This is a genomic window from Gammaproteobacteria bacterium, from assembly GCA_013151035.1.
Lineage (GTDB): Bacteria > Pseudomonadota > Gammaproteobacteria > JAADJB01 > JAADJB01 > JAADJB01.
Genome location: JAADJB010000023.1, coordinates 1 through 25,757 on the forward strand (window position 1 = coordinate 1; position 25,757 = coordinate 25,757).

General features: G+C 47.8%; 27 protein-coding genes, 1 tRNA gene and 1 pseudogene. 1 reads left to right on the forward strand and 28 read right to left on the reverse strand.

Annotated elements, in window-relative coordinates; translation table 11 throughout:
- Positions 1–91 precede the first annotated feature (91 nt).
- From GXP22_05410 to GXP22_05515, 22 genes are all read right to left on the reverse strand, one after another.
- Entirely contained in the window at positions 92–631 is a 540-nt protein-coding gene (locus GXP22_05410) for a hypothetical protein (protein NOX08915.1), read from the reverse strand.
- Between the two features lie 16 nt (positions 632–647).
- On the reverse strand, positions 648–956 hold the full coding sequence (locus GXP22_05415) for a hypothetical protein (protein ID NOX08916.1): 309 nt from the start codon (positions 954–956) through the stop codon (positions 648–650).
- A gap of 4 nt (positions 957–960) precedes the next feature.
- A complete protein-coding gene (locus GXP22_05420) occupies positions 961–1,707 on the reverse strand; it encodes a TIGR04255 family protein (GenBank protein NOX08917.1) in 747 nt (248 codons plus the stop codon).
- 200 nt (positions 1,708–1,907) lie between these two features.
- A tRNA-Lys gene (locus tag GXP22_05425) sits at positions 1,908–1,983 on the reverse strand.
- A 77-nt stretch (positions 1,984–2,060) separates the two neighbouring features.
- Positions 2,061–2,741 carry a 7-cyano-7-deazaguanine synthase QueC gene (gene queC / locus GXP22_05430; protein ID NOX08918.1) on the reverse strand — a complete coding sequence of 227 codons (681 nt, stop codon included), beginning with the start codon at positions 2,739–2,741 and terminating at the stop codon, positions 2,061–2,063.
- On the reverse strand, positions 2,741–3,406 hold the full coding sequence (gene queE / locus GXP22_05435; GenBank protein ID NOX08919.1) for a 7-carboxy-7-deazaguanine synthase QueE: 666 nt from the start codon (positions 3,404–3,406) through the stop codon (positions 2,741–2,743). The genes queC and queE overlap by 1 nt, the downstream gene beginning before the upstream one ends.
- 2 nt (positions 3,407–3,408) lie before the next feature.
- Complete coding sequence (ybgF, locus tag GXP22_05440) at positions 3,409–4,254, reverse strand: tol-pal system protein YbgF (protein NOX08920.1); 846 nt, start codon at positions 4,252–4,254, stop codon at positions 3,409–3,411.
- 5 nt (positions 4,255–4,259) lie between these two features.
- Positions 4,260–4,856 carry a peptidoglycan-associated lipoprotein Pal gene (gene pal, locus GXP22_05445; GenBank protein NOX08921.1) on the reverse strand — a complete coding sequence of 199 codons (597 nt, stop codon included), beginning with the start codon at positions 4,854–4,856 and terminating at the stop codon, positions 4,260–4,262.
- Between the two features lie 33 nt (positions 4,857–4,889).
- Positions 4,890–6,191 carry a Tol-Pal system beta propeller repeat protein TolB gene (tolB, locus tag GXP22_05450; GenBank protein NOX08922.1) on the reverse strand — a complete coding sequence of 434 codons (1,302 nt, stop codon included), beginning with the start codon at positions 6,189–6,191 and terminating at the stop codon, positions 4,890–4,892.
- A gap of 92 nt (positions 6,192–6,283) precedes the next feature.
- On the reverse strand, positions 6,284–7,306 hold the full coding sequence (tolA, locus tag GXP22_05455; protein NOX08923.1) for a cell envelope integrity protein TolA: 1,023 nt from the start codon (positions 7,304–7,306) through the stop codon (positions 6,284–6,286).
- Positions 7,303–7,674, reverse strand: coding sequence for an ExbD/TolR family protein (locus tag GXP22_05460; protein ID NOX08924.1), 372 nt, complete (start codon positions 7,672–7,674; stop codon positions 7,303–7,305). The genes tolA and GXP22_05460 overlap by 4 nt, the downstream gene beginning before the upstream one ends.
- Before the next feature lie 66 nt (positions 7,675–7,740).
- Positions 7,741–8,436, reverse strand: a complete 696-nt coding sequence (tolQ, locus tag GXP22_05465; protein ID NOX08925.1) for a protein TolQ — start codon at positions 8,434–8,436, stop codon at positions 7,741–7,743.
- Positions 8,426–8,851 (reverse strand): tol-pal system-associated acyl-CoA thioesterase, encoded by a 426-nt coding sequence (ybgC, locus tag GXP22_05470; protein NOX08926.1) that lies wholly within the window; start codon positions 8,849–8,851, stop codon positions 8,426–8,428. Before ybgC ends, tolQ begins: the two co-directional genes overlap by 11 nt.
- A complete protein-coding gene (locus GXP22_05475; GenBank protein ID NOX08927.1) occupies positions 8,845–9,024 on the reverse strand; it encodes a hypothetical protein in 180 nt (59 codons plus the stop codon). Before GXP22_05475 ends, ybgC begins: the two co-directional genes overlap by 7 nt.
- 44 nt (positions 9,025–9,068) lie before the next feature.
- Positions 9,069–10,097 (reverse strand): Holliday junction branch migration DNA helicase RuvB, encoded by a 1,029-nt coding sequence (gene ruvB / locus GXP22_05480; protein NOX08928.1) that lies wholly within the window; start codon positions 10,095–10,097, stop codon positions 9,069–9,071.
- Between the two features lie 33 nt (positions 10,098–10,130).
- Complete coding sequence (locus tag GXP22_05485; protein ID NOX08929.1) at positions 10,131–10,295, reverse strand: hypothetical protein; 165 nt, start codon at positions 10,293–10,295, stop codon at positions 10,131–10,133.
- Positions 10,296–10,307: 12 nt separating this feature from the next.
- Positions 10,308–10,910 (reverse strand): Holliday junction branch migration protein RuvA, encoded by a 603-nt coding sequence (gene ruvA, locus GXP22_05490; GenBank protein NOX08930.1) that lies wholly within the window; start codon positions 10,908–10,910, stop codon positions 10,308–10,310.
- A complete protein-coding gene (gene ruvC, locus GXP22_05495; GenBank protein ID NOX08931.1) occupies positions 10,907–11,410 on the reverse strand; it encodes a crossover junction endodeoxyribonuclease RuvC in 504 nt (167 codons plus the stop codon). Before ruvC ends, ruvA begins: the two co-directional genes overlap by 4 nt.
- 14 nt (positions 11,411–11,424) lie before the next feature.
- A complete protein-coding gene (locus tag GXP22_05500) occupies positions 11,425–12,168 on the reverse strand; it encodes a YebC/PmpR family DNA-binding transcriptional regulator (protein ID NOX08932.1) in 744 nt (247 codons plus the stop codon).
- A 62-nt stretch (positions 12,169–12,230) separates the two neighbouring features.
- Entirely contained in the window at positions 12,231–13,325 is a 1,095-nt protein-coding gene (gene nadA / locus GXP22_05505) for a quinolinate synthase NadA (GenBank protein ID NOX08933.1), read from the reverse strand.
- Between the two features lie 3 nt (positions 13,326–13,328).
- Positions 13,329–15,110: an aspartate--tRNA ligase gene (gene aspS / locus GXP22_05510; protein ID NOX08934.1), complete on the reverse strand. Its 1,782-nt coding sequence runs from the start codon at positions 15,108–15,110 to the stop codon at positions 13,329–13,331.
- Between the two features lie 98 nt (positions 15,111–15,208).
- Positions 15,209–15,433 carry a zinc ribbon domain-containing protein gene (locus GXP22_05515; GenBank protein ID NOX08935.1) on the reverse strand — a complete coding sequence of 75 codons (225 nt, stop codon included), beginning with the start codon at positions 15,431–15,433 and terminating at the stop codon, positions 15,209–15,211.
- 93 nt (positions 15,434–15,526) lie between these two features.
- Between GXP22_05515 and GXP22_05520 the strand changes: the two genes are divergently transcribed.
- Positions 15,527–17,317: an ABC transporter ATP-binding protein/permease gene (locus GXP22_05520; protein NOX08936.1), complete on the forward strand. Its 1,791-nt coding sequence runs from the start codon at positions 15,527–15,529 to the stop codon at positions 17,315–17,317.
- 211 nt (positions 17,318–17,528) lie between these two features.
- On the opposite strand, the pseudogene GXP22_05525 reads toward GXP22_05520, so the two are convergent.
- The 6 genes and pseudogenes from GXP22_05525 to clpB form a co-directional block, all read right to left on the reverse strand.
- Positions 17,529–17,609 (reverse strand): annotated as a pseudogene (locus tag GXP22_05525) (VPLPA-CTERM sorting domain-containing protein).
- Positions 17,610–18,341: 732 nt separating this feature from the next.
- A complete protein-coding gene (locus GXP22_05530) occupies positions 18,342–18,941 on the reverse strand; it encodes a PilZ domain-containing protein (GenBank protein ID NOX08937.1) in 600 nt (199 codons plus the stop codon).
- Between the two features lie 17 nt (positions 18,942–18,958).
- A complete protein-coding gene (locus tag GXP22_05535) occupies positions 18,959–20,155 on the reverse strand; it encodes an OmpA family protein (protein NOX08938.1) in 1,197 nt (398 codons plus the stop codon).
- A 13-nt stretch (positions 20,156–20,168) separates the two neighbouring features.
- Entirely contained in the window at positions 20,169–20,942 is a 774-nt protein-coding gene (pomA, locus tag GXP22_05540; GenBank protein NOX08939.1) for a flagellar motor protein PomA, read from the reverse strand.
- Positions 20,943–21,032: 90 nt separating this feature from the next.
- Positions 21,033–23,051, reverse strand: a complete 2,019-nt coding sequence (locus tag GXP22_05545) for a methyl-accepting chemotaxis protein (protein ID NOX08940.1) — start codon at positions 23,049–23,051, stop codon at positions 21,033–21,035.
- Between the two features lie 94 nt (positions 23,052–23,145).
- Complete coding sequence (gene clpB, locus GXP22_05550; GenBank protein NOX08941.1) at positions 23,146–25,716, reverse strand: ATP-dependent chaperone ClpB; 2,571 nt, start codon at positions 25,714–25,716, stop codon at positions 23,146–23,148.
- Positions 25,717–25,757: the final 41 nt, after the last annotated feature.

The following is a 25,757-nucleotide window of genomic DNA, read 5'->3' on the forward strand; positions in this document are numbered from 1 at the left end:
GGGCAGGATGCTCTACCCTAATCCCCTGAAAAACGATCTCTCTTGTTACGAATCCGCTATATTTTACCCACTAATTTTCCTGAAGAGCCAATTATTTAAAGGCAGGAATATCTTCTGGTAAGCCTACCCTCATAAAATACCTAGCAAATGCCTGTGAAAGATGTTCCCTATATGGAGGAAGTAGCCTAACCCTTTCCCCAACTTGTGAAACAAAATTAATAACCGATTCCTTTGGTGTTGTATATATTCGCCTAAAATCAATTATCGAGGTGGCTATTGAAATATCACCATCACAAGCGATCATATGGAATGCTGGTTCCTTACCTTGCCTAATCGTTTCAAAGCGACTTTTTTTCTCATTATCATGCATTGTTGAAGGGAACACATCACCTAGATCAACCACCGGACATACTATAAGCATCTCAACTTTGGCATGAGCGAGATCACAAGACTGCGTTAAAACAATAACATTCGCCTCCAAAAAATCAGCAGAAACATCCGGCATTTCACCAGCATCTATATTTGCAGGTATTGTATAAGGCAAATGAATAAATATAGGGTAGCGGTGCAAAATGTCACCTTGCTGCAAATCTGCCCCATTGATCTGTTCATACCATGGGTATGAAGACACTAAGATGCTCCCTTCCTCAATCTAACAAACTTGTACAGAATTCCATTTTTCTAATCGATCTAACCTTTACATTAACTCTATGTTTCTTAGGCAGGTTAGCAACAAAATCATCATATTGATGGCTTTCACTAAAAGATGGCAGTTGTGTTCCTACCGTTGGGCTGATGTGTTCATGATAAATACTGGGGGGCTCAACATAAAAATTGAAGCCAGCTTCTACGTCATTAGGCAATACCCCACCTGCAATACAAAGAGACAGTACTCCTATTGCACTACAGGTTCCCATACCATTCATATTAGATATTAACTCATCGGAATATGTCATAACTTCACTCCCATGTAGGTCCCATTTTATTGATTGTTTCTGGTTTCAGCAGACCAAAAAACACAGTCTTTTCTATTTCATGAACTTCGTCTAAGTAAGACAATATACTATCTAAGTCATTCCCCACACCTAAATCTTTAATAGCATCCACATCAAGAACAGCTCCTTTAATTTTTTCTCCATCTTCCATAAAATAAGCTGATGGGATAATATTAATAAGAACATTTACTCCACCTATAGACGCCTCAGACCTTATATGTAATCCCTGGTCAGTCACAGGAAGATCACCTAACTGCAGGCCTACTTTCAGGGATGGGAAAACATTATCTGCATCTGGTTCGCTAGGAATAATATTTACGTACTTCAATGAGAATCTTTCAACCGTCTCAATTAACCCTGTCCCTTTCAGGCAATCGATTAATATTGAGATTAACTTTTTTTTCTCATCCCAGCCTATATATGGTCTTTTGATATGTAATGAAAAAAGATGATCACCTATCTGAACCTTACTAGAATCACCCTGCAAAGATACTAAAGGCCTGTATCGTAAATCAGGATCCTGTTGCCTTATTTCTTTAGGGATTTGTTTTACAGGTAAATTTTCAAATTTAGGGAACTTTGACTTTAATTTACCAAAGATCATGCCAGGTAAAAGTTCAGAGACTTCCTTCTCAGAACTTGAAAATCTGACCTCAAAAACAGATTCGATAATTGGGTCTTGCTCAAGCCGTATAGGTATTCTTGTTTCCACAAATGAACCTTATGTATGTTATGTGCCAATTCAATAAATCATGACTCATTATGATGCATTATGATGCATTACTAACCATAATAATAGCATACTAAATTAAATACAAAAAACGTGACGCAAATGTGACAAAACAGCTCAAAATTGTCACGTTCCAAGACACAAAAAAAGGCTTAGCATTTCTGCTAAGCCTTTGATTTATTTGGTGGGCCGTGAGCGACTTGAACGCTCGACCATCGGATTAAAAGTCCGGTGCTCTACCAACTGAGCTAACGGCCCTTGCGGGGCGCATATAATACCCCAAGCGAGGGGGCTTTGGCAAAGGAAAAGGGGCTACCTTGAGGATAAAAAAGGATTTATTGATATCGTGTGGGATCTTCCACGCCCGCATCGGCAAAACCGGCGGCGCGCAGACGACAGGAATCACATACCCCACAGGCCTCTCCCTCTGTATTAGCGGCATAACAGGAGACGGTTTGGGCATAATCAATCCCGAGAACAGCCCCTGCCTGGATGATATCGGCCTTGCTCATATTGATCAGAGGGGCATGGATGGTAAAGGGTTCACCCTCAACCCCGGCCTTAGTGGCAAGATTCGCCATCTGCTGAAAGGCCTCAATATACTCAGGACGACAATCGGGATAACCGGAATAATCCACGGCATTGACCCCGATAAACAGGTCACTACACTGCAATACCTCGGCCCAACCTAGAGCCAATGACAGGAAAATAGTATTACGCGCAGGCACATAGGTTACCGGTATGCCTTCGGCGGGGGTATCTGGCACAGCAATACTCATATCAGTCAGGGCGGAACCACCGATAGCACCCAAATCGAGCGCAATCACCTTGTGCTCTTTCGCACCCAGATGGTCTGCGATCTGCTTTGCTGCCAACAACTCAGCATTATGACGCTGACCATAACTCAGGCTCAAGGCATAACAGACATAACCCTGTTCCTTCGCCATTGCCAACACGGTAGCTGAATCCAGTCCGCCCGAGAGTAGTATCAAGGCTCTTTTTTGTTTCTCACTCATTACTTACCTGCTGTATCACCCCAGAGAATACGGTGCAACTGCAGTTGAAAACGCACTGGCAATTGATCCTGTAATATCCAGTCGGCCAGATCAGTTGCTGATATCTGATCAGCAACCGGTGAGAATAGAACCTCACAACGTGTATCCAGCGCATATTGCTTCATTATCTCTTTTGCCCAGTCATAATCAGCCCGCTTTGTAATCACAAACTTAAGCTGATCATTGGTCTGCAATTCATCGATATTGGCATAATCATTCTTGCTATCTTCACCTGAACCCGGGGTCTTGATATCCACAATACGACTGACTCTGTCATCCACTGCAGCAATACTCAGGCTACCACTGGTCTCCAGTGAGACCTGATAACCCTGATCACAAAGCCTTTGCATCAACTCCAGACTCGCCTTTTGTGCCAGTGGCTCACCACCGGTCACGGTGACATAACGAGTATTATAGTGTTCCAACTGCGCCAGGATCTCATCCAGCAGCATCCACTGACCACCACTAAAGGCATATTCAGTATCGCAATAATGGCAACGCAGAGGGCAACCGGTCAGCCGAATAAAGACTGTAGGCAGACCACTCAATGAGGTTTCACCCTGTAGGGAATAGAAAATCTCGGTAATGCGTAGACGACCCTTGTTATCGACGGGCTGTTCTGCCATCCCTAACGACCTTCACCCTTCATGCGTCGTAAACGTTCTTCTGCCAGACGCGCCGCCGTGGTGCCTGCGTACTGTGTCGACACCTGACCCAGGCGTGCGCGTGCCTCGCTATCATTATTTAATTCATAATAGATATAACCCATCTTAAGCCAGGCATCGGCTCGTTTACCACTATCCGGGTATTTATCCAGTAATTTCTGAAACTCATTCAGTGACTGTTCAAAACGACGGGTCACATAGAAGGTCTCAGCCAACCAATATTGCGCATTATCGGTATAACTACTATTGGGAGTCTCCAGTAATACACGTCGAAATCCTCTCGCCGCATCATCATAACGTGCCTCACGCAGCAGACCCAGGGCATGATCGTATAACTCATTCCTGCCCCCATCCTTCTTTACCACTACCGGCTTTGATACTGGAGCCACATTATCGACTGGCGGGCTTGCTACGATGGCACCACTGTTCACCATTGTTGTCGTAATACCGCCAGTCATCGACGGTGGCACCTCGGCCTTGCCACTACCGGTACGCGTCATTTCCAGATAATGTAACCGCCGATCAATATCCACGTACAGATCACGCTGACGTTTCTGAATCTGCTGAACCTGATTGCTCTGCATCTCGATCTCACCACGCAATACCCGCATATCCTGCTGCAACTGCTCCAGCATGCTCAACATTTCCAGCATACTATTATTCGGTGCCTGAGGCTCCATCGAAGAGGGTATTCCAGCTTCAACAACTTGTGGCGACTCTGCGACTACATTGCCGACGGAAAACAATAATAGCATCGGGATCAGCCTGCGCGAGATCTTTGCTCGAACTGAATTTTCTTTTATTGACATCAATCTTACTCCTGGTAGGAAATCTCAACCCTGCGATTGAAATACCACGCCTCATCATCATGGCCATCCAGATCCGGTTTTTCTTCACCATAACTGGTCAACGTGAGTTGGTCGGCATTCACTCCATGCAATTCCAGCAAACGACGCACGGCCTGTGCTCTGCGTTCACCCAGACTCACATTATATTCACGCGAACCCCGTTCATCGGTATGGCCTTCCAGATTAACTTTCATCGCACGATGCCTGACCAGGTACTCCGCATGCAAGGCAATAACCGCCTGGCCATCGGCATTGATCTCACTGCTATCATAGGCAAAATAAACCTTACGCTTGGCCAATGGACTATCTGGATCACGCCAGGCATCCGAACTCATCATATAATCCTGTTTAGCACCACTGACATGAACATCATCACCCTGATCGGCACCACGACCTTGCCCGTTAGCACCATCATAACCCTGCCCCGCAATATCACCGGCAACAGAAGAACCCGACGGGTCAGCATGATCAATCACAATCAGGTCACCATGCTTACCCCCATGACAAGCGGATAAAAACCCGATACTCATCAACAACAACACCCATAATTTTTTGTTATTCATCCCTTTTACTCCTTAAATAAAATCGTTGCATCATCACTTTGTTCTCAGATAGGGTGACCACGATGGATCTCTAACCTCACCACTGGCACGTTTTAATTGCTGGCTAATTTTGGCATCGACCGAGATCGCCGACAATACTCCGCGCCCATCCACCTGGGTAGCAAAGATGATCATATCACCATTGGGTGAAAAACCTGGCGATTCATCCAGCTTTCCGCTACTAACCAGACGTAACACCCCACTCTCCATATTAATTACACCAATCTGAAAACGTCCGCGATTGCCATGCACCATCGCGATATACTTACCATCCGGTGAGAAGCTGGCATCGGCATTATAATTACCTTCAAAACTGATACGTTTAGCATGTCCGCCCTGTACCGGGATCTTGTAGAGCTGTGGTTTACCTCCACGATCCGAGGTGAAGACAATATATTCACCTTGCGGTGACCATGCGGGTTCCGTATCAATCGCTGGGCTACGTGTCAGACGATGTAATTTTTCACTGGCAATATTCAAAATATAAATCTCAGGATTACCATCCTTTGACAAGGTCAGTGCCAGACTCTGCCCATCCGGTGACCAGCTTGGCGCACCATTAATCCCGGGGAAAGAAGGCATCACCTTACGCGAGCCCTGCTCTACATCCTGCACATAGATATGCGAGCGCTTGTTTTTAAAAGAGACATAAGCCAAGCGACGACCATCCGGTGACCAGGCCGGTGACATAATGGGTTGCCTTGAGGTCAGGATCTCTTGCTCAGCATAGCCATCCGCATCCGCAATCTGCAACTGATAGCGTTTAGCGGCCTGTTGACCGGTGGAGGTCACATAGGCAATCTGGGTATTAAAGGCACCCGGACGACCGGTCAAAACCTCATAAACAATATCACTGATATGGTGTGCGGCCCTACGCAACTGGTCGACTGTAATCGGGATATTACGCCCTTCCAGCATCTTGGAACTAAGGACATCATAGAGGCGGAACTTAACCACATAGGCATTACCCCCCACCCGTTTAATAACCCCGGTCAGCAGGTTATCAACCCCCAACGCACGCCATTCAGAAAAATGAATAGCACTGCCCTGCACTGATGGTGCTGGCATTTTATCTACCGCTAAAGGTGAAAATTTACCACTACGATACAGATCATCGGCAACAATCCCGGCAACTCCCTGTTGCTGACTGAACACTCCGGTCTCATCTCGAAAGGACTGAATCGCTATCGGCAGGGCACCTTGCATACCCTTGGTAATCTCGATCTGCAACAAGGCATGAGCATTAGAGATTGTGCACAATAAGAGCACCAAAGAAATTCTAAATAAATTTTTCATATCACTTGGTGCGTGGTACGCACCCTACCCCCTGATTTAAATCCCTGCCTACGCGAAAATGACAACAAATCACATAAAATACTCATAACAATCTATCCACCAGGGGTAAAGACGAAACTAACATCCCGAAAGGCATTAAACAACTCGGGGTCAGAAGGCACCGGCAGGGGTGCGGCACGAAACACCGCTTGCTCAACCGACTGATCAAAGGCGCTGTCCCCACTACTGCGTGTAATCTGCACCGACTGTACATCACCACCAGGAATCAACCGTACCCGCACCACACAGGACTTACCCTTTTGATTACCCGCATATTGTAACCAGTTACGCTGAACCTTACTTTTAATCGCGGCAATATATTCATTAATCAGACGTGCATTGCGTTGCTGTTGTTCTCGCGCGATATTTGCCTGTAGCTCACGCTCTGCCTCACGCCGCAAGGCCTGTTCTGCCTGCTTGCGTTTATGCGCAGCCACAGCCTTGCGCTGTTTCTCAGCCTCCTGCTCGGCCTTGAGTTTACGCGCAAGAATTTCCTTGCGTTGTTGTTCAGCCTCTTGCTGAATTTTACGCTGACGTTTTTCTTCCAGCTTGCGCTTGCGTTCAACCTGGGCCAGACGCTGCTCTTCTACCTTCCGTTTACGCTCTACTTCAACTTGCTTGTCCTTAATCTGCTGCAGACGCTTATTCTCTAATACCGCCTGACGTTTACGTTCACGCTGTTTTTTTAGCTCTCGTTTCTCGGCAGCAATACGTTTTTTATCAATCTTCTTGCTGAGCGCACTGGCCTCATTTTTTTTACGTTTTGCCTCAGCCAGGCGTTGCTCTTCGCGTTGACGCTGCTTCTTTGCCAGCTGCGCCTGCTCACGTAACACCTTAACCCGTTGTTGCTCGACATCTCGCTTACGCTGTTCCAGATTCCGTAACTTCTGTAATTCACTATCCAGCTGACTGGCATCAATCACCATTGCCTCCACTGGCTTAACCGATGATGACTCAACCCGGGTCGGTAGTGGGCGCGACTTATCCGGCACGATAAAGAACAGACTAATCAATAGTAGGTGTCCCAGCAGAGAGATCATTAAACCCCGACGATTGCCTTGAAGAGAATACTTCATAAACTCTTCTCGTTATCCGGCATATCAGTCATCAGACCAACGCTAGGGGCACCCGCATTCTGTAATAAGGTCATGACATGCACCACCTTGCCATAACCCACATTATTGTCTCCCCGCACCAACACTGGGGTTCCTGGTCGCATCTGTAGATAAGCAGCCGCACGATTCACCAGTAACTGCGGCGGAATCGCCTGATTCGGCAGCTCACCAATATTGAGATATAACTGCCCCTGGGCATCCACTGTTGCAATCAGAGGGTCTTTACTATTAGCCTCAAGGATCTCTGCCGAGGCCCGTGGCAAATCGACCTTAACCCCCTGACTCAACAACGGCGCAGTAATCATAAAGATCACCAGCAGCACCAACATCACATCAATGTAGGGAACCACATTGATATCGGATATGGGACGTTTGCGGATGCGGGTACGCGCCACCTAGGATTCCTCCTCACTACTAATCTCATGCGGTTGGCGTTGCAGTACTGAGGAAAACTCCTCTAAAAAATTATCATATTTATTTTCCAAACGCTCGGTATCATTGGAATAGCGGTTATAGGCAATCACCGCAGGGATCGCGGCAAACAAACCCATAGCGGTAGCAACCAAAGCCTCGGCGATACCGGGTGCAACCATTGCCAGGGTGGCCTGTTGCACATCACCTAAGGAATGAAAGGCATTCATAATGCCCCATACCGTACCAAACAAACCGATATAAGGACTAATCGAACCTACCGTCGCAAGAAACGTGAGGTTGTCTTCCAAACACTCAATCTCACGTGAAAGAGCAACGCGCATAGCACGCTGGGCACCTTCCAATACGGCCATCGGATCAATACCCGGCTGTTGATTGAGACGGGCAAACTCTTTAAAACCCATCTCAAAGATATTATCCATACCACGCCTTTTTTTATGGCGCATACCTAAATCTTTATATAGCTGGCTTAAATCAATCCCGGACCAGAAGTTTTCTTCAAAACAATCGGCTTCCTTACGTGATTGTTGCAGCAACTTCCATTTATTGTAGATCACAGCCCAGGAGGCAATAGAAGCAAGCAACAGAATCAGCATCACCATTTGTACCATGAAGCTGGCGCCTTGTAACAGACTGAACAGCGATAAATCAGTCGACATTCGAGATCTCCCGTAATAGATCATCCGGGATGGGGCAGGGTTTCATATCATCAACCCTCAGGGCTGCAATACGAATAGATGCCTTGCACAACACGCACGGCTCTCCCCCATCCATTTTTATAATATCCTGCTGAAAGACCATACTCGCCTTACGCAGATCCTTAATACTACTCACTACCTGCAAGGCATCATTAAACCGTGCCGGTTGCATAAAATCGATCTGTGCCGAACGCACAACAAAGATAACTGATTGCTGCTCGCGTAATACATCCTGTTCAATCCCCATACTGCGTAACCATTCCGTACGCGCACGCTCCATAAAACGCAGGTAGTTGGCATAATAAACCACCCCGGCACTATCGGTATCCTCGTAGTAGACCCGCACCGGCCAGGAAAATTCCCTACTCACTACCATTGCCTCGTTAACTCAAGAGATATGATCTGCTTTGCTCTATCAGAGACCGTTGCCCGCACGACTGCATGGATGCAGGAGGTAGAGCAACGCAGGAGCAGTTGCCGAAAAGACGCGGGCATCGAGCCACCATGGATGGTTTCACGGCGTGTCTCTGATAGAGCAGAGCGGATCATGTCTCGAACATACCAAGCATATATTCCAATGAAATAACCACCCATTACCCCAAACCCAACTCATCACCCTGCGGCACCGACAAACCCAGATGCTGATAGGCACTAGCCATTGCCACCCGCCCTCTCGCTGTACGCATTAACAAACCCTGCTGAATCAAATAAGGCTCAATCACATCCTCAATGGTACCGCGTTCCTCACCAATCGCCGCCGCCAGACTATCAACACCCACCGGGCCACCAGCAAACTTATCAATAATGGCACGCAGCAGATGATGATCCATCACATCCAGACCCTTGTCATCCACACCCAGCATCTTCATTGCCTTGGTAACCACCTCATTGCTGATAGTACCATCATGTTTAACCTCAGCATAATCACGCACCCGGCGTAACAAACGATTGGCAATCCGTGGTGTACCACGAGAACGTCGCGCCAGCTCATCAGCCCCGGCATCATCAATGGTCACCCCCAGTATCTCAGCGGAACGCCGGATAATATAGGCCAGATCCTTTACCTGATAAAACTCCAGGCGCTGAACAATACCAAAACGATCCCGCAGGGGAGAGGTCAACAGACCTGCACGCGTGGTGGCACCGACCAGGGTAAAAGGTGGCAGATCAATCTTGATCGAACGCGCCGCCGGCCCCTCACCGATCATAATATCCAGCTGATGATCCTCCATTGCCGGATACAACACCTCCTCAACCACCGGGCTCAGGCGATGAATCTCATCAATAAACAACACATCATTCGGTTCCAAATTAGTCAACAGAGCCGCAAGATCCCCCGCCCGTTCCAGCACCGGACCCGAGGTCTGACGCAGGTTGACTCCCATCTCATTAGCAATAATATGCGCCAGTGTGGTCTTGCCCAACCCCGGCGGGCCAAAGATCAACACATGATCCAACGCCTCTTCACGTCTTTTCGCCGCATGAATAAAGATCTCCATTTGCTCACGCACCGCCACCTGCCCAATGTACTCCGCCAGCGATTGAGGACGCAAGGCACGATCAACCCGCTGTTCTTCAATACCCGTCGGTGCATTTGAAATTAGACGATCTTCTTCTATCATTATCTGCTCATTCACTGCTATCCCGTTAAGGATTTATTTAATTACTGTAATAACATGATGTTTATCAAAAAAATACGTTTGGTAAGTTCGAGATATGAAGCGACTATTATTAACAGAGACCGTCAGCCGCAGGGATGCGGCTGTCGAGCCACCATGGATGGTTTCACGGCGAGTCTTTGTTAATAATAGTCGCTTCATATCTCGAATTCATCACTTAACAATCCCCTGTAAAGCCTGACGAATAATCTCCTCACTACTCAAGCCCTCACCATCCACCGCCCGCACCATCTTGTTCGCATCCGCTTCCTTATATCCCAGCGACACCAAGGCATCAACTGCATCACTCATTACACTGGCAGCAGATCCCCGTGATTGACCACCCGCAACCGATGTTGCTGAACTCAAATCCCACTTGGCAATCCGGTCGCGCATCTCCATTACCAACCGTCCAGCCGTCTTTTTACCCACCCCGGGCAGACGTGTCAACGCCGTCAGATCTTCACTCTCAATATGAAGAATAAACTCATCCACTGGAAAACCGGAAAGGATAGTCAGTGCCAGCTTGGCACCCACTCCATTAATCTTGATCAGGTAACGAAATAAACGACGTTCTGTCTCAGCATAAAAGGCATACAGGATCTGTGCATCTTCACGCACATGCAAATGGGTATACAGAGTTAGTTTTGCCCCGACATCAGGAAGATCATAGAAGGTACTCATCGGCGCCTCCAGTTCATAACCCACACCTTGCACATCGAGTAACAGAAAGGGAGCCTGTTTCTCCAGCAACACGCCATGCAGACGACCGATCATTTTGCCCCCTGAGAAGAAAGACTATCCAGGGTTTGACGAACATGACTATGACACAAAGCAACAGCCAAGGCATCGGCTGCATCCTCCTGTGGGATACCGGATAATTTTAACAAGGCAGTCACCATGTGTTGAACCTGTTGTTTACTGGCATTCCCTTTCCCCACCACCGCCTGTTTTATCTCTGTCGGGGCAAATTCAGCCACCGACAAGGACTGCATCACCCCGGCACAAATCGCAGCCCCGCGCGCCTGTCCCAGTTTCAATGCCGAGTCTGCATTGCGGTGCATAAATACCCGCTCAATCGCCATCTCATCCGGCTTGTATTGTTCAATCACCTCGGTCAGATCCTCAAATATCAACTTCAAACGATCCGCCAGAGACCCCCCCTTTATGCGCAGACAACCACTGGCGATATAGACATTCTTCCGCGCCTGCACCTCGATAATACCGTAACCGGTAATCCTGGAACCAGGGTCAACACCAAGGATACGTAGTGACATCGTTACAGCTATGGCTATAACTGCGCCAGGATTTCTTCTGAGATATCTGCATTGGAAGAAACCTCCTGCACATCATCCAGCTCCTCCAGCATATTGATTAGACGCATCATCTTCTCCGCATCCTTCAAATCCAGTTCAGCCGAGGTCGATGCCTGCATACTGACCTCAGCCAGTTCGGGTTTCAGACCAGCCGCAATCATAGCATCCTTCACATTCACAAATTCATGGGGATCGGTTAATACATCAATGGAACCATCATCATTAGTCACCACATCATCCGCACTGGCCTCCAGCGCCGCATCCATAATGGCATCCTCATCGCTGCCTGCCGGATAGCTTATCATTCCGGTCTTGGTAAACAGATAAGATACCGAGCCATCCGTACCCATATTACCACCACTCTTGGAAAAGGCATGGCGCACCTCAGCAACGGTACGATTCTTGTTATCGGTCAGGCAATCCACCATCACCGCAACACCACCCGGGCCATAACCCTCATAACGAGCCTCTTCGTAATTCACACCCTCCAGAGTACCTGCACCACGCTTGACTGCGCGGTCAATGGTATCCTTGGACATATTGCCTGACAGCCCCTTATCAATCGCCAGGCGCAGGCGTGGGTTGGAGTCCGGATCATCACCGCCCATTCTTGCAGCAACCGTGATCTCACGGATCAGGCGTGTAAATAATTTGCCGCGCTTGGCATCTTGTGCACCTTTACGGTGCTGGATATTTGCCCATTTACTATGTCCAGCCATGATTCTTTACCTTGATTTTTGTTTAACAATTCAGTCATGGTGCGTGGTACGCACCCTACCCATTACGGTGATACCTCCAGCATCCGCTGCAATGCCAACCTTGCCTGATCAGCGGTATCGGTCGGCACGCTAATCTTGTTCACCACATGACCCTCTACCAGATTCTCTAACACCCACAACAGATGCGCCGGATCAATACGGAACATAGTGGAACACATACAAACTGTTGGCGACATAAAGTGCACCGACTTGCCTTCACCACAAAACTGCTCATGTAAACGATTGACCAGATTCAACTCGGTTCCTACCAACCAGCGCGTGTCGGGTGCAGAATCAGCAATGGTCTTGATAATATATTCGGTAGACCCGACATAATCTGATTTCTGACAGACCTCAAACGAGGACTCTGGATGAGAGATAATCTTTGCATCCGGGTATTGCTGTTTGAAATTATCAATATGCTCCGGCTTGAACATCTGATGCACCGAACAAAAACCCTTCCACAGAATAACTCTGGCATCCAGAATCTGTTGCTCAGTTAGACCACCCATAGGCAGGTCATAATCCCATACCACCATCTCATCCAGTGGAATATCCATACTGTAACCGGTATTTCTACCCAAATGCTGGTCGGGGAAAAACAGGATTTTGTCACGTTGATGAAACGCCCACTCCATCACATGCCGGGCATTAGTCGAAGTACAAACAACACCCCCATGACGACCACAAAACCCCTTCAAATTAGCATCCGAATTAATATAGGTAATCGGTGTGATCTGCTCATCCGGTTTCAACACCGACTTCAGTTCTAACCAACAGCGTTCAACCTTCGCCAGATCAGCCATATCCGCCATTGAACAACCTGCCGACAGATCGGGAAGGATAGCTGATTGCTCTGGACGCGACAGGATATCCGCCACCTCTGCCATAAAATGCACACCACAGAAGACGATAAATTCTGCCGATGATTGCGCAGCCTGACGCGACAGCTTGAGCGAATCACCGGAGAAATCGGCATGCTGAAACACCTCATCACGTTGATAATGATGCCCGAGGATAATCAGTCGATCCGCCAGCGCTGCACGCGCCGCACGAATACGCTGCTGGCATTCCTGCTCATCAATCTGTTGAACAATATCCATCGCAAGTGCTGCCATTAATTAACTCTCAATAACCGGTTTCTTATGCAGACGAATATGTAGCTCACGCAATTGCTGATCACTCACCGTAGCTGGCGCATCGGTTAATAGACAAGCCGCTGTCTGGGTCTTGGGGAAAGCCATCACTTCACGAATAGAGGCTGCCCCCGTCATCAACATCACCAGACGATCAATACCAAAGGCAATACCGCCATGAGGAGGACAACCATGCTTCAGGGCTGTTAACAGGAAGCCAAACTGACGTTCCGCCTCATCATCATCGATGCCCAATGATTTAAACACCTGCTGCTGAACCTCGGCATCATGGATACGGATTGAACCACCGCCCACCTCGGTACCATTTAACACCATGTCATAGGCACGGGATTCACACAGACCCGGAGAAGATTCCAGCATATCCAGGTGTTCCGTCCTGACCGCCGTAAAGGGATGATGCAACGAGGTCCAGCGAGCCGACTTCTCGTCCCACTCGAACATCGGGAAATCAACCACCCATAGTGGTTTCCAACCATGCTCAACCAGACCAAGATCATGACCCAGTTTGATACGTAAGGCACCTAACGCCTCATTAACAATGGTTGCCTTGTCCGCACCAAAGAAGATCAGATCGCCATCCGCTGCCTCGGTACGTTGCAGGATGGCATCGACCACCTCGTCCGGCAGGAATTTAAGGATCGGTGATTGCAAACCCTCACGCCCGTCGGCAATGCAATTAATCTTGATATAAGCCAGACCGCGTGCACCATAAACTGCGACATATTTGGTGTAATCGTCGATCTCCTTACGACTAAGACTCTTACCACCCGGCACCCGCAATGCCGCAACACGACCTTGCTTATCCTTCGCCGGGCCAGAAAACACCTTGAACTCGACATCTTTCATCACATCGCCAAGATCAACCAACTCCAGAGGGATACGCAAATCCGGTTTATCGCTACCATAACGCAACATCGCCTCGGCATAACTCATGCGCGGGAACGGCTCATGCAATGGAATTTCCAACACTTCAGCAAACAGATGACGCATCATTTCTTCCATCATCGACATGATCTGGTCTTCATCCAGGAATGAGGTTTCGATATCCAGCTGGGTAAATTCAGGTTGGCGATCAGCACGCAGATCCTCATCACGGAAACAGCGTACGATCTGGTAATAACGATCCATACCCGAGACCATTAACAACTGCTTAAATATCTGTGGTGACTGCGGCAAGGCAAAAAAGGCACCCTCATGGGTACGGCTTGGCACCAGATAATCGCGCGCACCCTCAGGGGTTGCCTTGGTCAGGATAGGTGTCTCAATATCGAGAAAGCCCTTGTTATCCAGAAACTGACGGATCATGCTGGAGACCCTGGCACGAATACGAATACGTTCCAGCATCTCGGGACGACGCAGGTCAATATAACGATAACGCAAACGTAACTCTTCCGAGGTGTCGGTATCATCAATCTGAAAAGGCGGTGTCTCGGAACGATTAAGAATCACCAGATCCTTCGCCAGGATCTCGATTTCACCCGTTGGCATATCCGAGTTGACCGTACCCTCGGGACGATTTCTGACCAGACCTTTTATCTGCAACACATATTCACTACGCACACGCTCTGCATCGCGGAATATCTCGGCACGATCCGGGTCAAACACCACCTGTAACAAACCCTCACGATCACGCAGATCAATAAAGATCACTCCGCCATGATCCCGACGTCGATGCACCCAACCACAAACTGTAATTTCTTCATCCAACTGGGACGTATTTAATTCACCACAATAATGACTTCGCACTGCATTGTTTCCTTCTTAATGGGTGCGTGGTACGCACCCTACCGTTTATGGTGCGTGGTACGCACCCTACCGTTTATGATGCGTGGTACGCACCAAGGTTATTTTTTAGCGTTATCCGAACTCGCTATATTCTTTTTACTACCCTGTTTGAAATCAGTCTCATACCAGCCATTCCCCTTCAAACGAAAGGCAGCAGCAGAGATAATCTTTTTCAACGCCGGTTTTCTGCATTTTGGACAATCCGTCAACGGATCATCACTCATCTTCTGTATCTTTTCCAACTGATGCTCACAGTTTTCGCATCGGTATTCATAAATCGGCATAAAACAACCCCTCAACAATATCATCCCATTATATAGTGTGGTCAAAGGGGATGCGAGAATCATTTATCAATATACGCTATCATGGCATCCATCATGCACACCCGTCATACCGAACTTCCTGAATCCCGCTCCAATAGTAACGACCTGCACACCCTACGCACCCTGTTCCCGTTTCTGTGGCAATACCGGGGCCGCGTACTGCTTGCTATCAGTTGCCTGATCCTCGCCAAGGTTGCCAATGTCGGCATTCCCCTACTATTAAAAGAGATCGTGGATCAGCTTAATATCAATGAAAAACAACCGCTTATCATCCTGCCACTCGCCCTTTTACTCGCCTATGGCAGCCTGCGTCTCACCAGCTCTCTATTCAATGAGCTACGCGACGCCATCTTTGCCAAGGTGCGCCATGGGGCAACACGCAGCGTCTCGGTCAAATTACTGCAACATCTTTACCAGCTATCCCTGCGTTTTCACCTAGATCGCAAGACCGGCGGTATCTCACGCGATATGGAGCGGGGAACCCGTAGTGTCAGTTCACTACTCAACTATATGGCCTTCAGCATCCTGCCGACCCTGGTCGAGATCACCCTGATAGCGATTATTCTGCTGAGTAATTATGACCTGCGTTTCACCCTCATTGCCCTGAGCTCAGTAATTGTCTATATCCTCTTTACCTTTCGTATCACCCAATGGCGCATGCAATTCCGCACCACTATGAACCGTATGGATTCACAGGCCAACACCCGTGCCATTGATGGTATGATTAATTATGAAACGATAAAATATTTTAATAATCAAGACCTTGAACTAAGACGCTACGATGAAAGTCTGGCTGGCTGGGAACAGGCCGCAGTGAAGTCACAGACCTCGATGGCAGCCCTTAATTTTGGTCAGAGCGCCATTATTGCCGTCGCCGTCACCCTGATAATGATCCTCGCTGCCGATGGTGTGGTGGATGGCACCCTTACCATTGGTGACCTGGTTGCCGTCAACGCTTTTCTAATCCAGCTATTTATCCCACTCAACTTCCTCGGTATTGTCTACAGCCAACTCAAACACGCCATTGTCGATATGCAGTGTATGTTTGACCTGATGGAAGAAAAACCCGAAATTGAAGATATCACCGATGCCCCTGAGCTGGATATCAGTGATGCCTCTATTCACTTCAATCACGTTGATTTTGCCTACAATCCTGAACGCCCCATCCTCAAGGATATCAACTTCGAAATCCAGACCGGACACAAGGTTGCCATTGTGGGCCCCAGCGGCTCTGGAAAATCTACCCTGTCACGCCTATTATTTCGTTTTTATGATGTCAGCGCAGGTGAGATCCTGATAAACAAGCAAGACATCAGCAAAGTTAGGCAGGAAAGCCTGCGTGCCAACATCGGCATCGTGCCACAAGACACCCTGTTATTTAATGACAGTCTGTACTACAACATTGCCTATGCCAGGGTCGGTGCCAGCATGGAGGATGTGATAGAGGCTGCATGCAAGGCCAATATCCACCAATTCATCGAATCCCTGCCCGAGGGTTACGATACCGTTGTCGGCGAACGAGGGCTCAAACTGTCCGGCGGAGAAAAACAACGAGTCGCTATCGCCCGTACCATCCTCAAGAATCCAAAGATCCTGATCTTCGATGAAGCGACCTCTAACCTGGATTCACAATCTGAACAGGTTATCCTCAAGACCTTACGCCAGGCAGCAGAACATCATACCAGCCTGGTCATTGCCCATCGCCTGTCGACTATTATTGATGCCGATAATATCCTGGTGATGGATAAGGGGCGGATTGTTGAGCAAGGCACCCATCAGCAGTTGTTGCAGGGAGATGGACTGTATAGTCAATTGTGGGCATTACAGCAACAGGAAGAAAAATAAGAGGTCAGCAGGTTTCATCGCACGGAGCATTAATAGGAGTTCGTGGAACTCTTCGAGGGGACACAGCAGATAAAGCCTGCTATGTCCCCGGCCTGTGCCGGCCTAAAAATAGACACCGACCCGCATCACATTGAACCGGGGACATAGCAAGGCTTTATCTGCTGTGTCCCCTTAAGCACGTACCACAGGCTCAAAAATGAACAGGGGAACCCTACTTACGTCTAGCCACACCGATCAGCCCCAAAAGACCTGAGCCAAATAACCACATTGCTGCGGGTACAGGTACCGCACTGACATCGCCCGAGCGCACAGCCCATGCATAGATGTCAAAAGTCTTATCGAAGTAATCTTGCTCACCATTACTCATATCGAACCCCCCGCGTAAACAGGAAAAGGTCCAGACTCCGTGGCCGACCAATAGACGCTAGACTGAAAACACGCAATAATCATACCCATAATAACAATATCAATGAGTTATGATTAGTTGAATTTAACAGATAAACCAAAGTGTAAAGAAATATGACAGAATAATTGGTATAAATTAATTTATTATTAATATTTATCAATGGGTTATTGTTATATTTCAGGCTCTGGATCAAGCGTAAGATAAATCGACAATATTACACATTTTTACAATCTGGAATGGTGCGCGGTGCGCACCCTACCGGGTAGCAGGTTTCGGCGCATGGTAATCAACCGGATCGGATAACACCATCCGAGGCTGGGTGGTTACAGACAGGCAGCAGGATGTTGGCCGCAGGGACGGATTCACGGCGACCCTGATGAATGTCTGTAAGCAGCCAGCCGATTTCGGCACACAGAGATAATATGGGTTCGTGGAACTCTTCGAGGGGACACAGCAGATAAAGCCTGCTATGTCCCCGGCCTGTGCCAGCCTAAAAATAGACACCGACCCGCATCACACATTGAACCGGGGACATAGCAAGGCTTTATCTGCTGTGTCCCCTTAAGCACGTACCACAGACCCAGAGATAAGCATGGGGACCCTATTACGTCTAAAAGCTTAGCCTTCTTCCAGCTTTTTGCGCCTTTCCTCGGTCTGTTTATAAAGCACATGCTTGACCAGCAGCTCCTGCTCTTCATCACTTAAGTGGGCAAACTTCACCGCAACGCGATAAGGATGATCGGTATTATTGCTCGCATCGCAACTCACAACCGAACCAATACTCAACAAGCCTAGATAAGAAGGGAATAAAACAATCTTGATCTCCAGAAAATCATCCACCTTTTGCGGGGTAGCTGTACTAAAGGCTATACCATTGGCACTAATACTCACATCACAGGTGTTTTTTTCCGGTACTTCCAGTTCTTCAACCAGAAACATCCTTGCCAACATATTCAACTTACCATCCAGCGATTCCAGATAACGCGCCAGATCAGAAGATATATCACGAATAGAATGTAACAAGTGCCCCATCTGCCGAGAGGTTGCGGCAAAACTGGCAGCCGCAGTAAAGCGGTTAGGGACATCATTCTCCATCTTATCCAGATAGGCAGAGGCATCAACTGTTGATAGTTCTCTGTACTCCAGCACGACGCTATCATCAACCCGAAAAAATTCGCGGCGCTCATCAACCCCTTGTGTATCAGTATCTCCACTCATACATTGCCCCCATATTATTATTGCATTTCATAATCACTATTATTTATAACATCACCGAGCCCGGTATCAATCATGGCACCTTCATCAATGAAGTCGCCCGTACCGTTCTCCAGCACAATCTCAACCCGACGATTCTTGGCACGACTTTCCCAATCCACATTGGGCACCAATGGCATGGTCTCGGCATGACCTTCTATTAACAAACGCTCGGCAGGTATTGAAGAGGTTGCCAGGATCTCTTGCACCACCGAGACAGCACGTGCAGCAGACAATTCCCAATTGGAACGAAAACGTTCATTATGAATAGGGATATCATCAGTGTGTCCCGCCACCACGATCTTGCCTTTGGATTTCATCAGCACATGAGTGACACGCGCCAAAATAGGTAGAAAATCATCTCTAAGCTCAGCCCGGGCGGATGGAAATGAGGCTTGTTCCTTGATCCGGATAATAATCTTCAATTGTTCAGTATCAACCTCAACGGCACCACTTTCAATATCCGATTTCAATGCGTTACGGATATCATCTGCATTCCGATCCAGTTTTTGTTGCTGTTCACCGGCTTGCATAGACTCAAACTGTTCTACTGCCAGTTGCTTCTCCTGAGCCTGTTTACCTTCTAACTGCTCTATTGCAAACTTCTTTTCCTGTGACTGCTGAGCCTCCAGTGACGCAAGTGCATATTCCTTGTCACGCGGTGACATATTCTCCATCTGCTCTTGTGCAAACTGCTTGCCATGTGCCTGTATTGCCTCTAATTGTTCAAGTATAGAACGCTTCTCATGCGCCTGGATATCTTCCAACTGTTCCAATGCATATGCCTTCTCATCGCCCTGACGTTTCCCACGATCCATCATATCGCCTTCGCCCTCACGCGAAATCTTGTATTTGGAGGCACTCATATCCAGATGCTGCTTGAGATCATTAGTGGTGCTTTGACGCACCTCATTGAGCGGCGTAGGATCCGGTCGACCAGCACTGAACTCGGTTGCAATCACATTCACACCCTTAGGCGGTTCCTTAACCTTGATCTCACGCTGAACACCAAAGGCCTCCGACATGGAACCCGCCAGTTGTTTGAACTTTAATAAATCCATCTCAGAAAAAGACAGTAATAAGACAAAGAAACACATCAACAAGGACATGAGATCGGCAAAGGTCATCACCCATGCGGGCAAGCCTTCATCCGGTTTCTTGACAGGGACATCATCCATTTAACAACCCCAATTAATCCGGTGCTTTAACATCGGCTTCACTACTGCGTTGCTTACCCGGCAGGTAATTCTTCAACATCTCTTCAATAACGCGCGGGCTAACACCATCCTGAATACCATTAATAATATCCAGTACAATGGCCTTATTCTTACGCTCTTCACCACTGCGATGCGCCAGCTTATCGGCAACAGGCAAGGCAAATACTGTTGCAATAATGGCACCATATAATGTTGTTAATAGTGCTACTGCCATCGCCGGGCCAATCTGCTTGGGGTCATCCATATTAGATAACATCTGCACCAGACCAATCAGGGTACCGATCATCCCCATTGCAGGGGCTACATCACCCATTGCCTTGAAGATCGCCTGCCCCAATTCATGGCGTTCAATGGTTAGATTGATATCCTTATTCAATAAGCCACGCACCAGACTACTGTCATGACCATCCACACACAACTGTATCCCCTTACTCAAAAAGGGATTATCAACCTCCTGACGTTCCAGACTGAGAATGCCTTCTTTACGCGCCACATTGGCGAGCATCAGCCCCTCTTCAATCAGTTTTGCAGAATCAACGGGCTTGTGTAAAAAGGCATTCATTGCAACCTTGAAGGCACTCAGAAAATGAGGCAAGGGAAACTTAATCAAGGTCACCAGAATAGTGCCACCGACTACAATTAATACTGATGCTGGATTAATAAAGAGGAGTACACTACCGCCAACAAAAATAGCACCAACGATAATACCAAAGGCACCCACCAAACCAATAAGCGTGGCTAGATCCATAAAAAAATCCTTTTATCTAAAATACTGAAGAGCCATATCCTGCAATATGAATCTCAGAAAACCATGAAAAAACGGGCTTAATCTGGCAAGCTAAATCTTGAACCGCCCGACCAATGTCTGTAATTCAACACCTAATCGTGCAAGTTCTTCATTGGCAGATGCTATTTGTTGCGCCCCATTGGAAGTTTCATTAGCCATATCAGAGATATTGGTAATATTACGATTAACCTCTTCGGCCGTAGCACTCTGTTGTTCTGCGGCACTGGCAATCTGGGTACTCATATCATTGATACGCGAGACCGCTGTCGATATCACCGATAATGATGACCCCGCTTTAGTGGCCTGCTCAACCACCAAATGAACCTCGGAACTACTTTGATTCATCACCTCCACTGCCTGGCGTGACCCGGCCTGGAGCTTGTTAATCACCTGATTAATCTCCTCTGTAGATTGTTGGGTACGACCTGCGAGGGTTCGCACCTCATCAGCAACCACGGCAAAACCACGACCCTGATCACCTGCACGAGCAGCCTCAATAGCTGCATTCAAAGCCAACAGATTGGTTTGTTCAGCAATGCCTTTAATCACATCCAGCACGGTATTGATATTTTCACTATCCTGTTCCAGTTGATGAATGACACCCACCGCACCCTCAATTTGACCCGCCAACTGTTGTACCGCATTAATGGCATCATCAACCTGCTGACGACCTTCGGCTGTCTCTGCATTAGCCTCCTCAGCGGCCTGTGCGGTACCTGTAATATTTCTACTCACCTCATGCACAGTCGCACTCATCTCGTTCATTGCCGTAGCAACCTGTTCTGTCTGTGCCTGCTGTTCATAGATATTTTGCCCGGTCTGTTCAGTAATGGCTGTGAGATCCTCAACCGAACGACCAATATGTTCCGATGATCCACCAATATCTTGCACAATACCCCGCAAACTATTCTTCATATCATTAATGGCATGAGTCAAATCAGCCAGTTCATCATGCCCTTTTACCTCCAGATCATCCCCAGTAAGGTCGCCTGAGGCAATGGCCTTGGCACGCGCCACTGCCGTTTGTAGTGGCACACTGATCATACGACTCACCACGATAGAGACAAATATGCCGGCAACAAGCGCTAATAATGCACCAGCGATCATAACGGTTTTCATCTGTGCCGTTTCACCCTCCAGCACAGATTTATCAACACTAGCCAACTGATTCTGTGAGACACGCATATCCTCAAGAATAGTCATAATAGCCTTTGCCTTGGGAGCGGCTTTACTGCCTAACCAGTAATTAGCCAGATTCCAGTCTTTATTACGACGCAATTCAAACATTTTAGCGGGTAGGGAAGCAAACTCTTTACGCGTATTTTCATAAATACGCCATTGTTCTTCCTGCCGACCACTAAACAGATCTGTTATATCCGATATTTGCTCAAAGCGTGCCTCATTAACCTCCCACTTAGCCAGGAATTTATCAGCAAAAGCGGCATCACCAGAAAGTAAATAGGCACGAATATTCGCCAGGCCTATGGCGAAAGAACCACGGCTATCCGCCAGCAATTTTAATAAACGCTTACGTTCCGGTGTTACCTCCATATCAGATTCATCATCAATAATAGTACTGATCGCCATAAGAATCTTTGCCGCCCGTGGTGCCGCCTCGGTAAGCAATAAATTCAGCGCAGGGACATTAGCCGGTGTATGAGCAATAGCCTCAACCTCCTGTTGAGCCTTCCGCAATTCACCCACCAAGCGTTTCATATCATCAAGTTTTTTAATATTACCCGGATCAGTCCATGCACGGGAGAAATCATTCATCTCGACCAATGCGGCATCAATCAGGTCCCAACCACGTAAACGCTCGGCCTTGAATTTTTCGGCAGCCTGCGGATTTTTGCCCAGAATCATATAACCACGCAGACCGGCGAGAGAAAGATGAACACCATCAGCCAGTTGCATACCTGCCATCACTGTTGGCAGACGCAGATCAATCAACCGATGCTCAATACTGGAGACATTATTTAACTTTACAATATTATTAACCGACATAACGGCAACTAACGCCAACACAACACCAAATCCAACGAATAATTTATTCTGAATACTCAACTTCATATTAAATAATATCCCCACGTAATAATAGCTTTTGAAAACCGCAAAAAGCGATTGTCACAAGATAAAACTAACTCAGCTAAATGTCCATACCTTATTACCCCTTATCAAACACTAATTGCTCCCCATCCAGGCTCACATGGATATGATCACCAGCGGCAAACTCACCCGACAATAACGCCTGTGCCAGGCTGTTCTCAAGTCGATTCTGTATCACACGTTTTAATGGCCGCGCTCCATAGACCGGATCAAAACCGGCATCACCGATGCTATCCAGTACTGCCTCATCCAGATCAATCTCAATATCATGTTCAGCCAAACGGCTACGCAGACCCGCCAATTGAATATCAGTAATAGCCCGAATCTGCTCACGCAACAAGGGATGGAATACCACTAAGTCATCAATACGATTAATAAATTCAGGGCGGAAGTGATTACCCACCACCTCCAGCACGGCAGACTTCATGGTCTGATAATTACCCTCTCCAGCCAACTCCTGAATCTGTTGACTACCGAGATTGGAGGTCATTACAATCACCGTATTACGAAAATCCACCGTACGACCATGCCCATCGGTCAGACGACCATCATCCAATACCTGTAACAATACGTTAAACACATCGGGATGTGCCTTTTCCACCTCATCCAGCAACACCACCGAATAAGGTTTACGCCGTACTGCCTCGGTTAGATAACCACCTTCCTCATAACCGACATAACCCGGAGGGGCTCCGATTAGGCGCGCCACCGAATGTTTTTCCATGAATTCAGACATATCCACCCGCACCATTGCCTCTTCCGTATCAAACAAAAAGGCAGCAAGAGCATTGGTCAGTTCCGTTTTACCCACACCGGTCGGCCCTAAAAACAAAAAGGAACCATTCGGACGTTTGGGATCAGACAAACCCGCGCGCGAACGACGAATAGCATTAGAGACAATTTCTACCGCCTCGTCCTGACCCACCACACGTTTATGTAACTCATCCTCCATGCGCAGTAACTTGCTACGTTCACCCTCTAACATGCGGGTAACAGGGATACCTGTCCACTTCGACACCACCTCAGCGATCTCTTCCTCACTCACCTTATTGCGCAATAATTTCATATCGTGCATCTCTGCCTGAGAGGCCATATCCAGCTGCTTCTCCAGATCCGGGATACGACCATATTGCAACTCAGACATACGCGTCAGATCACCGGCACGACGTGCCGTTTCCAGCTCCTTACGCGCAGTCTCCAGTTCACCCTTAATATGATGCGTACCCTGTACGGCTGCCTTTTCTGCCTTCCATATTTCTTCCAGATCAGAAAACTCACGGCTCAGACTGCTAATTTCGTCCTCCAGTATGGCTAAACGTTTGAGTGAACCTTCATCATCTTCCTTACGCAAAGCCTCACGCTCAATCTTCAGCTGAATCAGACGACGTTCCTGTCGATCCATCTCCTCTGGCTTGGAGTCAATTTCCATACGAATCCGACTGGCCGCCTCATCAATCAGGTCAATCGCCTTATCCGGTAACTGACGGTCGGTAATATAACGCTGTGATAAGGTCGTCGCCGCAACAATCGCAGGGTCGGTAATATCGACACCATGATGTACCTCATAGCGTTCCTTCAAACCACGCAGAATAGCGATGGTATCCTCGGCACTGGGTTCATCCACCAGCACCTTCTGGAAACGACGTTCAAGTGCCGCATCCTTCTCGACATACTGGCGGTATTCATCCAACGTAGTCGCCCCGACACAATGTAACTCACCGCGTGCCAACGCAGGTTTCAACATATTACCCGCGTCCATAGCTCCCTCGGCCTTACCCGCACCAACCATGGTATGTAGCTCATCAATAAACAGAATAACCTGCCCTTCCTGCTTGGCAAGATCATTCAACACGGCCTTGAGACGTTCCTCAAACTCACCACGAAACTTGGCACCGGCAATTAGCGATCCCATGTCCATAGACAACAAACGCTTGCCCTTCATTCCTTCAGGCACCTCACCATTAACAATACGCTGCGCCAGACCTTCGATAATAGCGGTCTTGCCGACACCCGGTTCACCGATCAATACCGGGTTATTCTTGGTGCGACGCTGCAACACCTGAATAGTACGTCGAATCTCATCATCACGACCAATGACCGGATCCAGCTTGCCCTGTTCGGCACGTTCGGTCATATCAATGGTGTATTTTTCCAGCGCCTGGCGTTGATCCTCCGCATTGGGATTATCAACCTTTTGACCACCCCGTAGATTTTCAATGGCCATCTCAAGTGATTTTTTCTCCGCACCTGCCTTCGTCAGCAAATCGCTTACCGCTGATTTAATACCTAACAAGGCGAGCACAAATAGTTCGCTGGAGATATATTGATCCTTGCGTTTTTGTGCCAGCTTATCGGTCATATTTAATACACGGGTCAGATCATTGGATATACTGACATCCCCATCTGTACCCGAAACCTGGGGCAGATTATCCAACAACTCACCTAAATGTGAACGCAATAGATTAATATTAACACTCGCCTGCATTAGCAGATGACGCACACTGCCTCCTTCCTGATCCAGCAACGCCACCATGACATGAACCGGATCAATCATGGCATGATCACGCCCGACAGCCAGACTCTGGGCATCAGCCAGAGCCAATTGAAATTTACTGGTTAATTTATCCATCCGCATGTTTGCTTCCTCTCAATAGCTATTATCTATAAGAT

Bases quoted from the DNA above. Each gene is read 5' to 3' on its own strand.
- nadA (NOX08933.1), bottom strand. From the start codon at position 13,325: ATGGCAGCACTTGCGATGGATATTGTTCAACAGATTGATGAGCAGGAA.
- tolB (NOX08922.1), bottom strand. From the start codon at position 6,191: ATGAAAAATTTATTTAGAATTTCTTTGGTGCTCTTATTGTGCACAATC.
- clpB (NOX08941.1), bottom strand. From the start codon at position 25,716: ATGGATAAATTAACCAGTAAATTTCAATTGGCTCTGGCTGATGCCCAG.
- ruvB (NOX08928.1), bottom strand. From the start codon at position 10,097: ATGATAGAAGAAGATCGTCTAATTTCAAATGCACCGACGGGTATTGAA.
- queC (NOX08918.1), bottom strand. From the start codon at position 2,741: ATGAGTGAGAAACAAAAAAGAGCCTTGATACTACTCTCGGGCGGACTG.
- GXP22_05500 (NOX08932.1), bottom strand. From the start codon at position 12,168: ATGGCTGGACATAGTAAATGGGCAAATATCCAGCACCGTAAAGGTGCA.
- GXP22_05485 (NOX08929.1), bottom strand. From the start codon at position 10,295: ATGAAGCGACTATTATTAACAAAGACTCGCCGTGAAACCATCCATGGT.
- ruvC (NOX08931.1), bottom strand. From the start codon at position 11,410: ATGTCACTACGTATCCTTGGTGTTGACCCTGGTTCCAGGATTACCGGT.
- tolA (NOX08923.1), bottom strand. From the start codon at position 7,306: ATGAAGTATTCTCTTCAAGGCAATCGTCGGGGTTTAATGATCTCTCTG.
- GXP22_05415 (NOX08916.1), bottom strand. From the start codon at position 956: ATGACATATTCCGATGAGTTAATATCTAATATGAATGGTATGGGAACC.
- GXP22_05460 (NOX08924.1), bottom strand. From the start codon at position 7,674: ATGTTGGTGCTGCTGGTGATCTTTATGATTACTGCGCCGTTGTTGAGT.
- GXP22_05535 (NOX08938.1), bottom strand. From the start codon at position 20,155: ATGGATGATGTCCCTGTCAAGAAACCGGATGAAGGCTTGCCCGCATGG.
- GXP22_05530 (NOX08937.1), bottom strand. From the start codon at position 18,941: ATGAGTGGAGATACTGATACACAAGGGGTTGATGAGCGCCGCGAATTT.
- tolQ (NOX08925.1), bottom strand. From the start codon at position 8,436: ATGTCGACTGATTTATCGCTGTTCAGTCTGTTACAAGGCGCCAGCTTC.
- queE (NOX08919.1), bottom strand. From the start codon at position 3,406: ATGGCAGAACAGCCCGTCGATAACAAGGGTCGTCTACGCATTACCGAG.
- GXP22_05475 (NOX08927.1), bottom strand. From the start codon at position 9,024: ATGATCCGCTCTGCTCTATCAGAGACACGCCGTGAAACCATCCATGGT.
- ybgC (NOX08926.1), bottom strand. From the start codon at position 8,851: ATGGTAGTGAGTAGGGAATTTTCCTGGCCGGTGCGGGTCTACTACGAG.
- pal (NOX08921.1), bottom strand. From the start codon at position 4,856: ATGAATAACAAAAAATTATGGGTGTTGTTGTTGATGAGTATCGGGTTT.
- GXP22_05515 (NOX08935.1), bottom strand. From the start codon at position 15,433: ATGCCGATTTATGAATACCGATGCGAAAACTGTGAGCATCAGTTGGAA.
- pomA (NOX08939.1), bottom strand. From the start codon at position 20,942: ATGGATCTAGCCACGCTTATTGGTTTGGTGGGTGCCTTTGGTATTATC.
- GXP22_05545 (NOX08940.1), bottom strand. From the start codon at position 23,051: ATGAAGTTGAGTATTCAGAATAAATTATTCGTTGGATTTGGTGTTGTG.
- GXP22_05520 (NOX08936.1), top strand. From the start codon at position 15,527: ATGCACACCCGTCATACCGAACTTCCTGAATCCCGCTCCAATAGTAAC.
- ybgF (NOX08920.1), bottom strand. From the start codon at position 4,254: ATGTCAATAAAAGAAAATTCAGTTCGAGCAAAGATCTCGCGCAGGCTG.
- ruvA (NOX08930.1), bottom strand. From the start codon at position 10,910: ATGATCGGTCGTCTGCATGGCGTGTTGCTGGAGAAACAGGCTCCCTTT.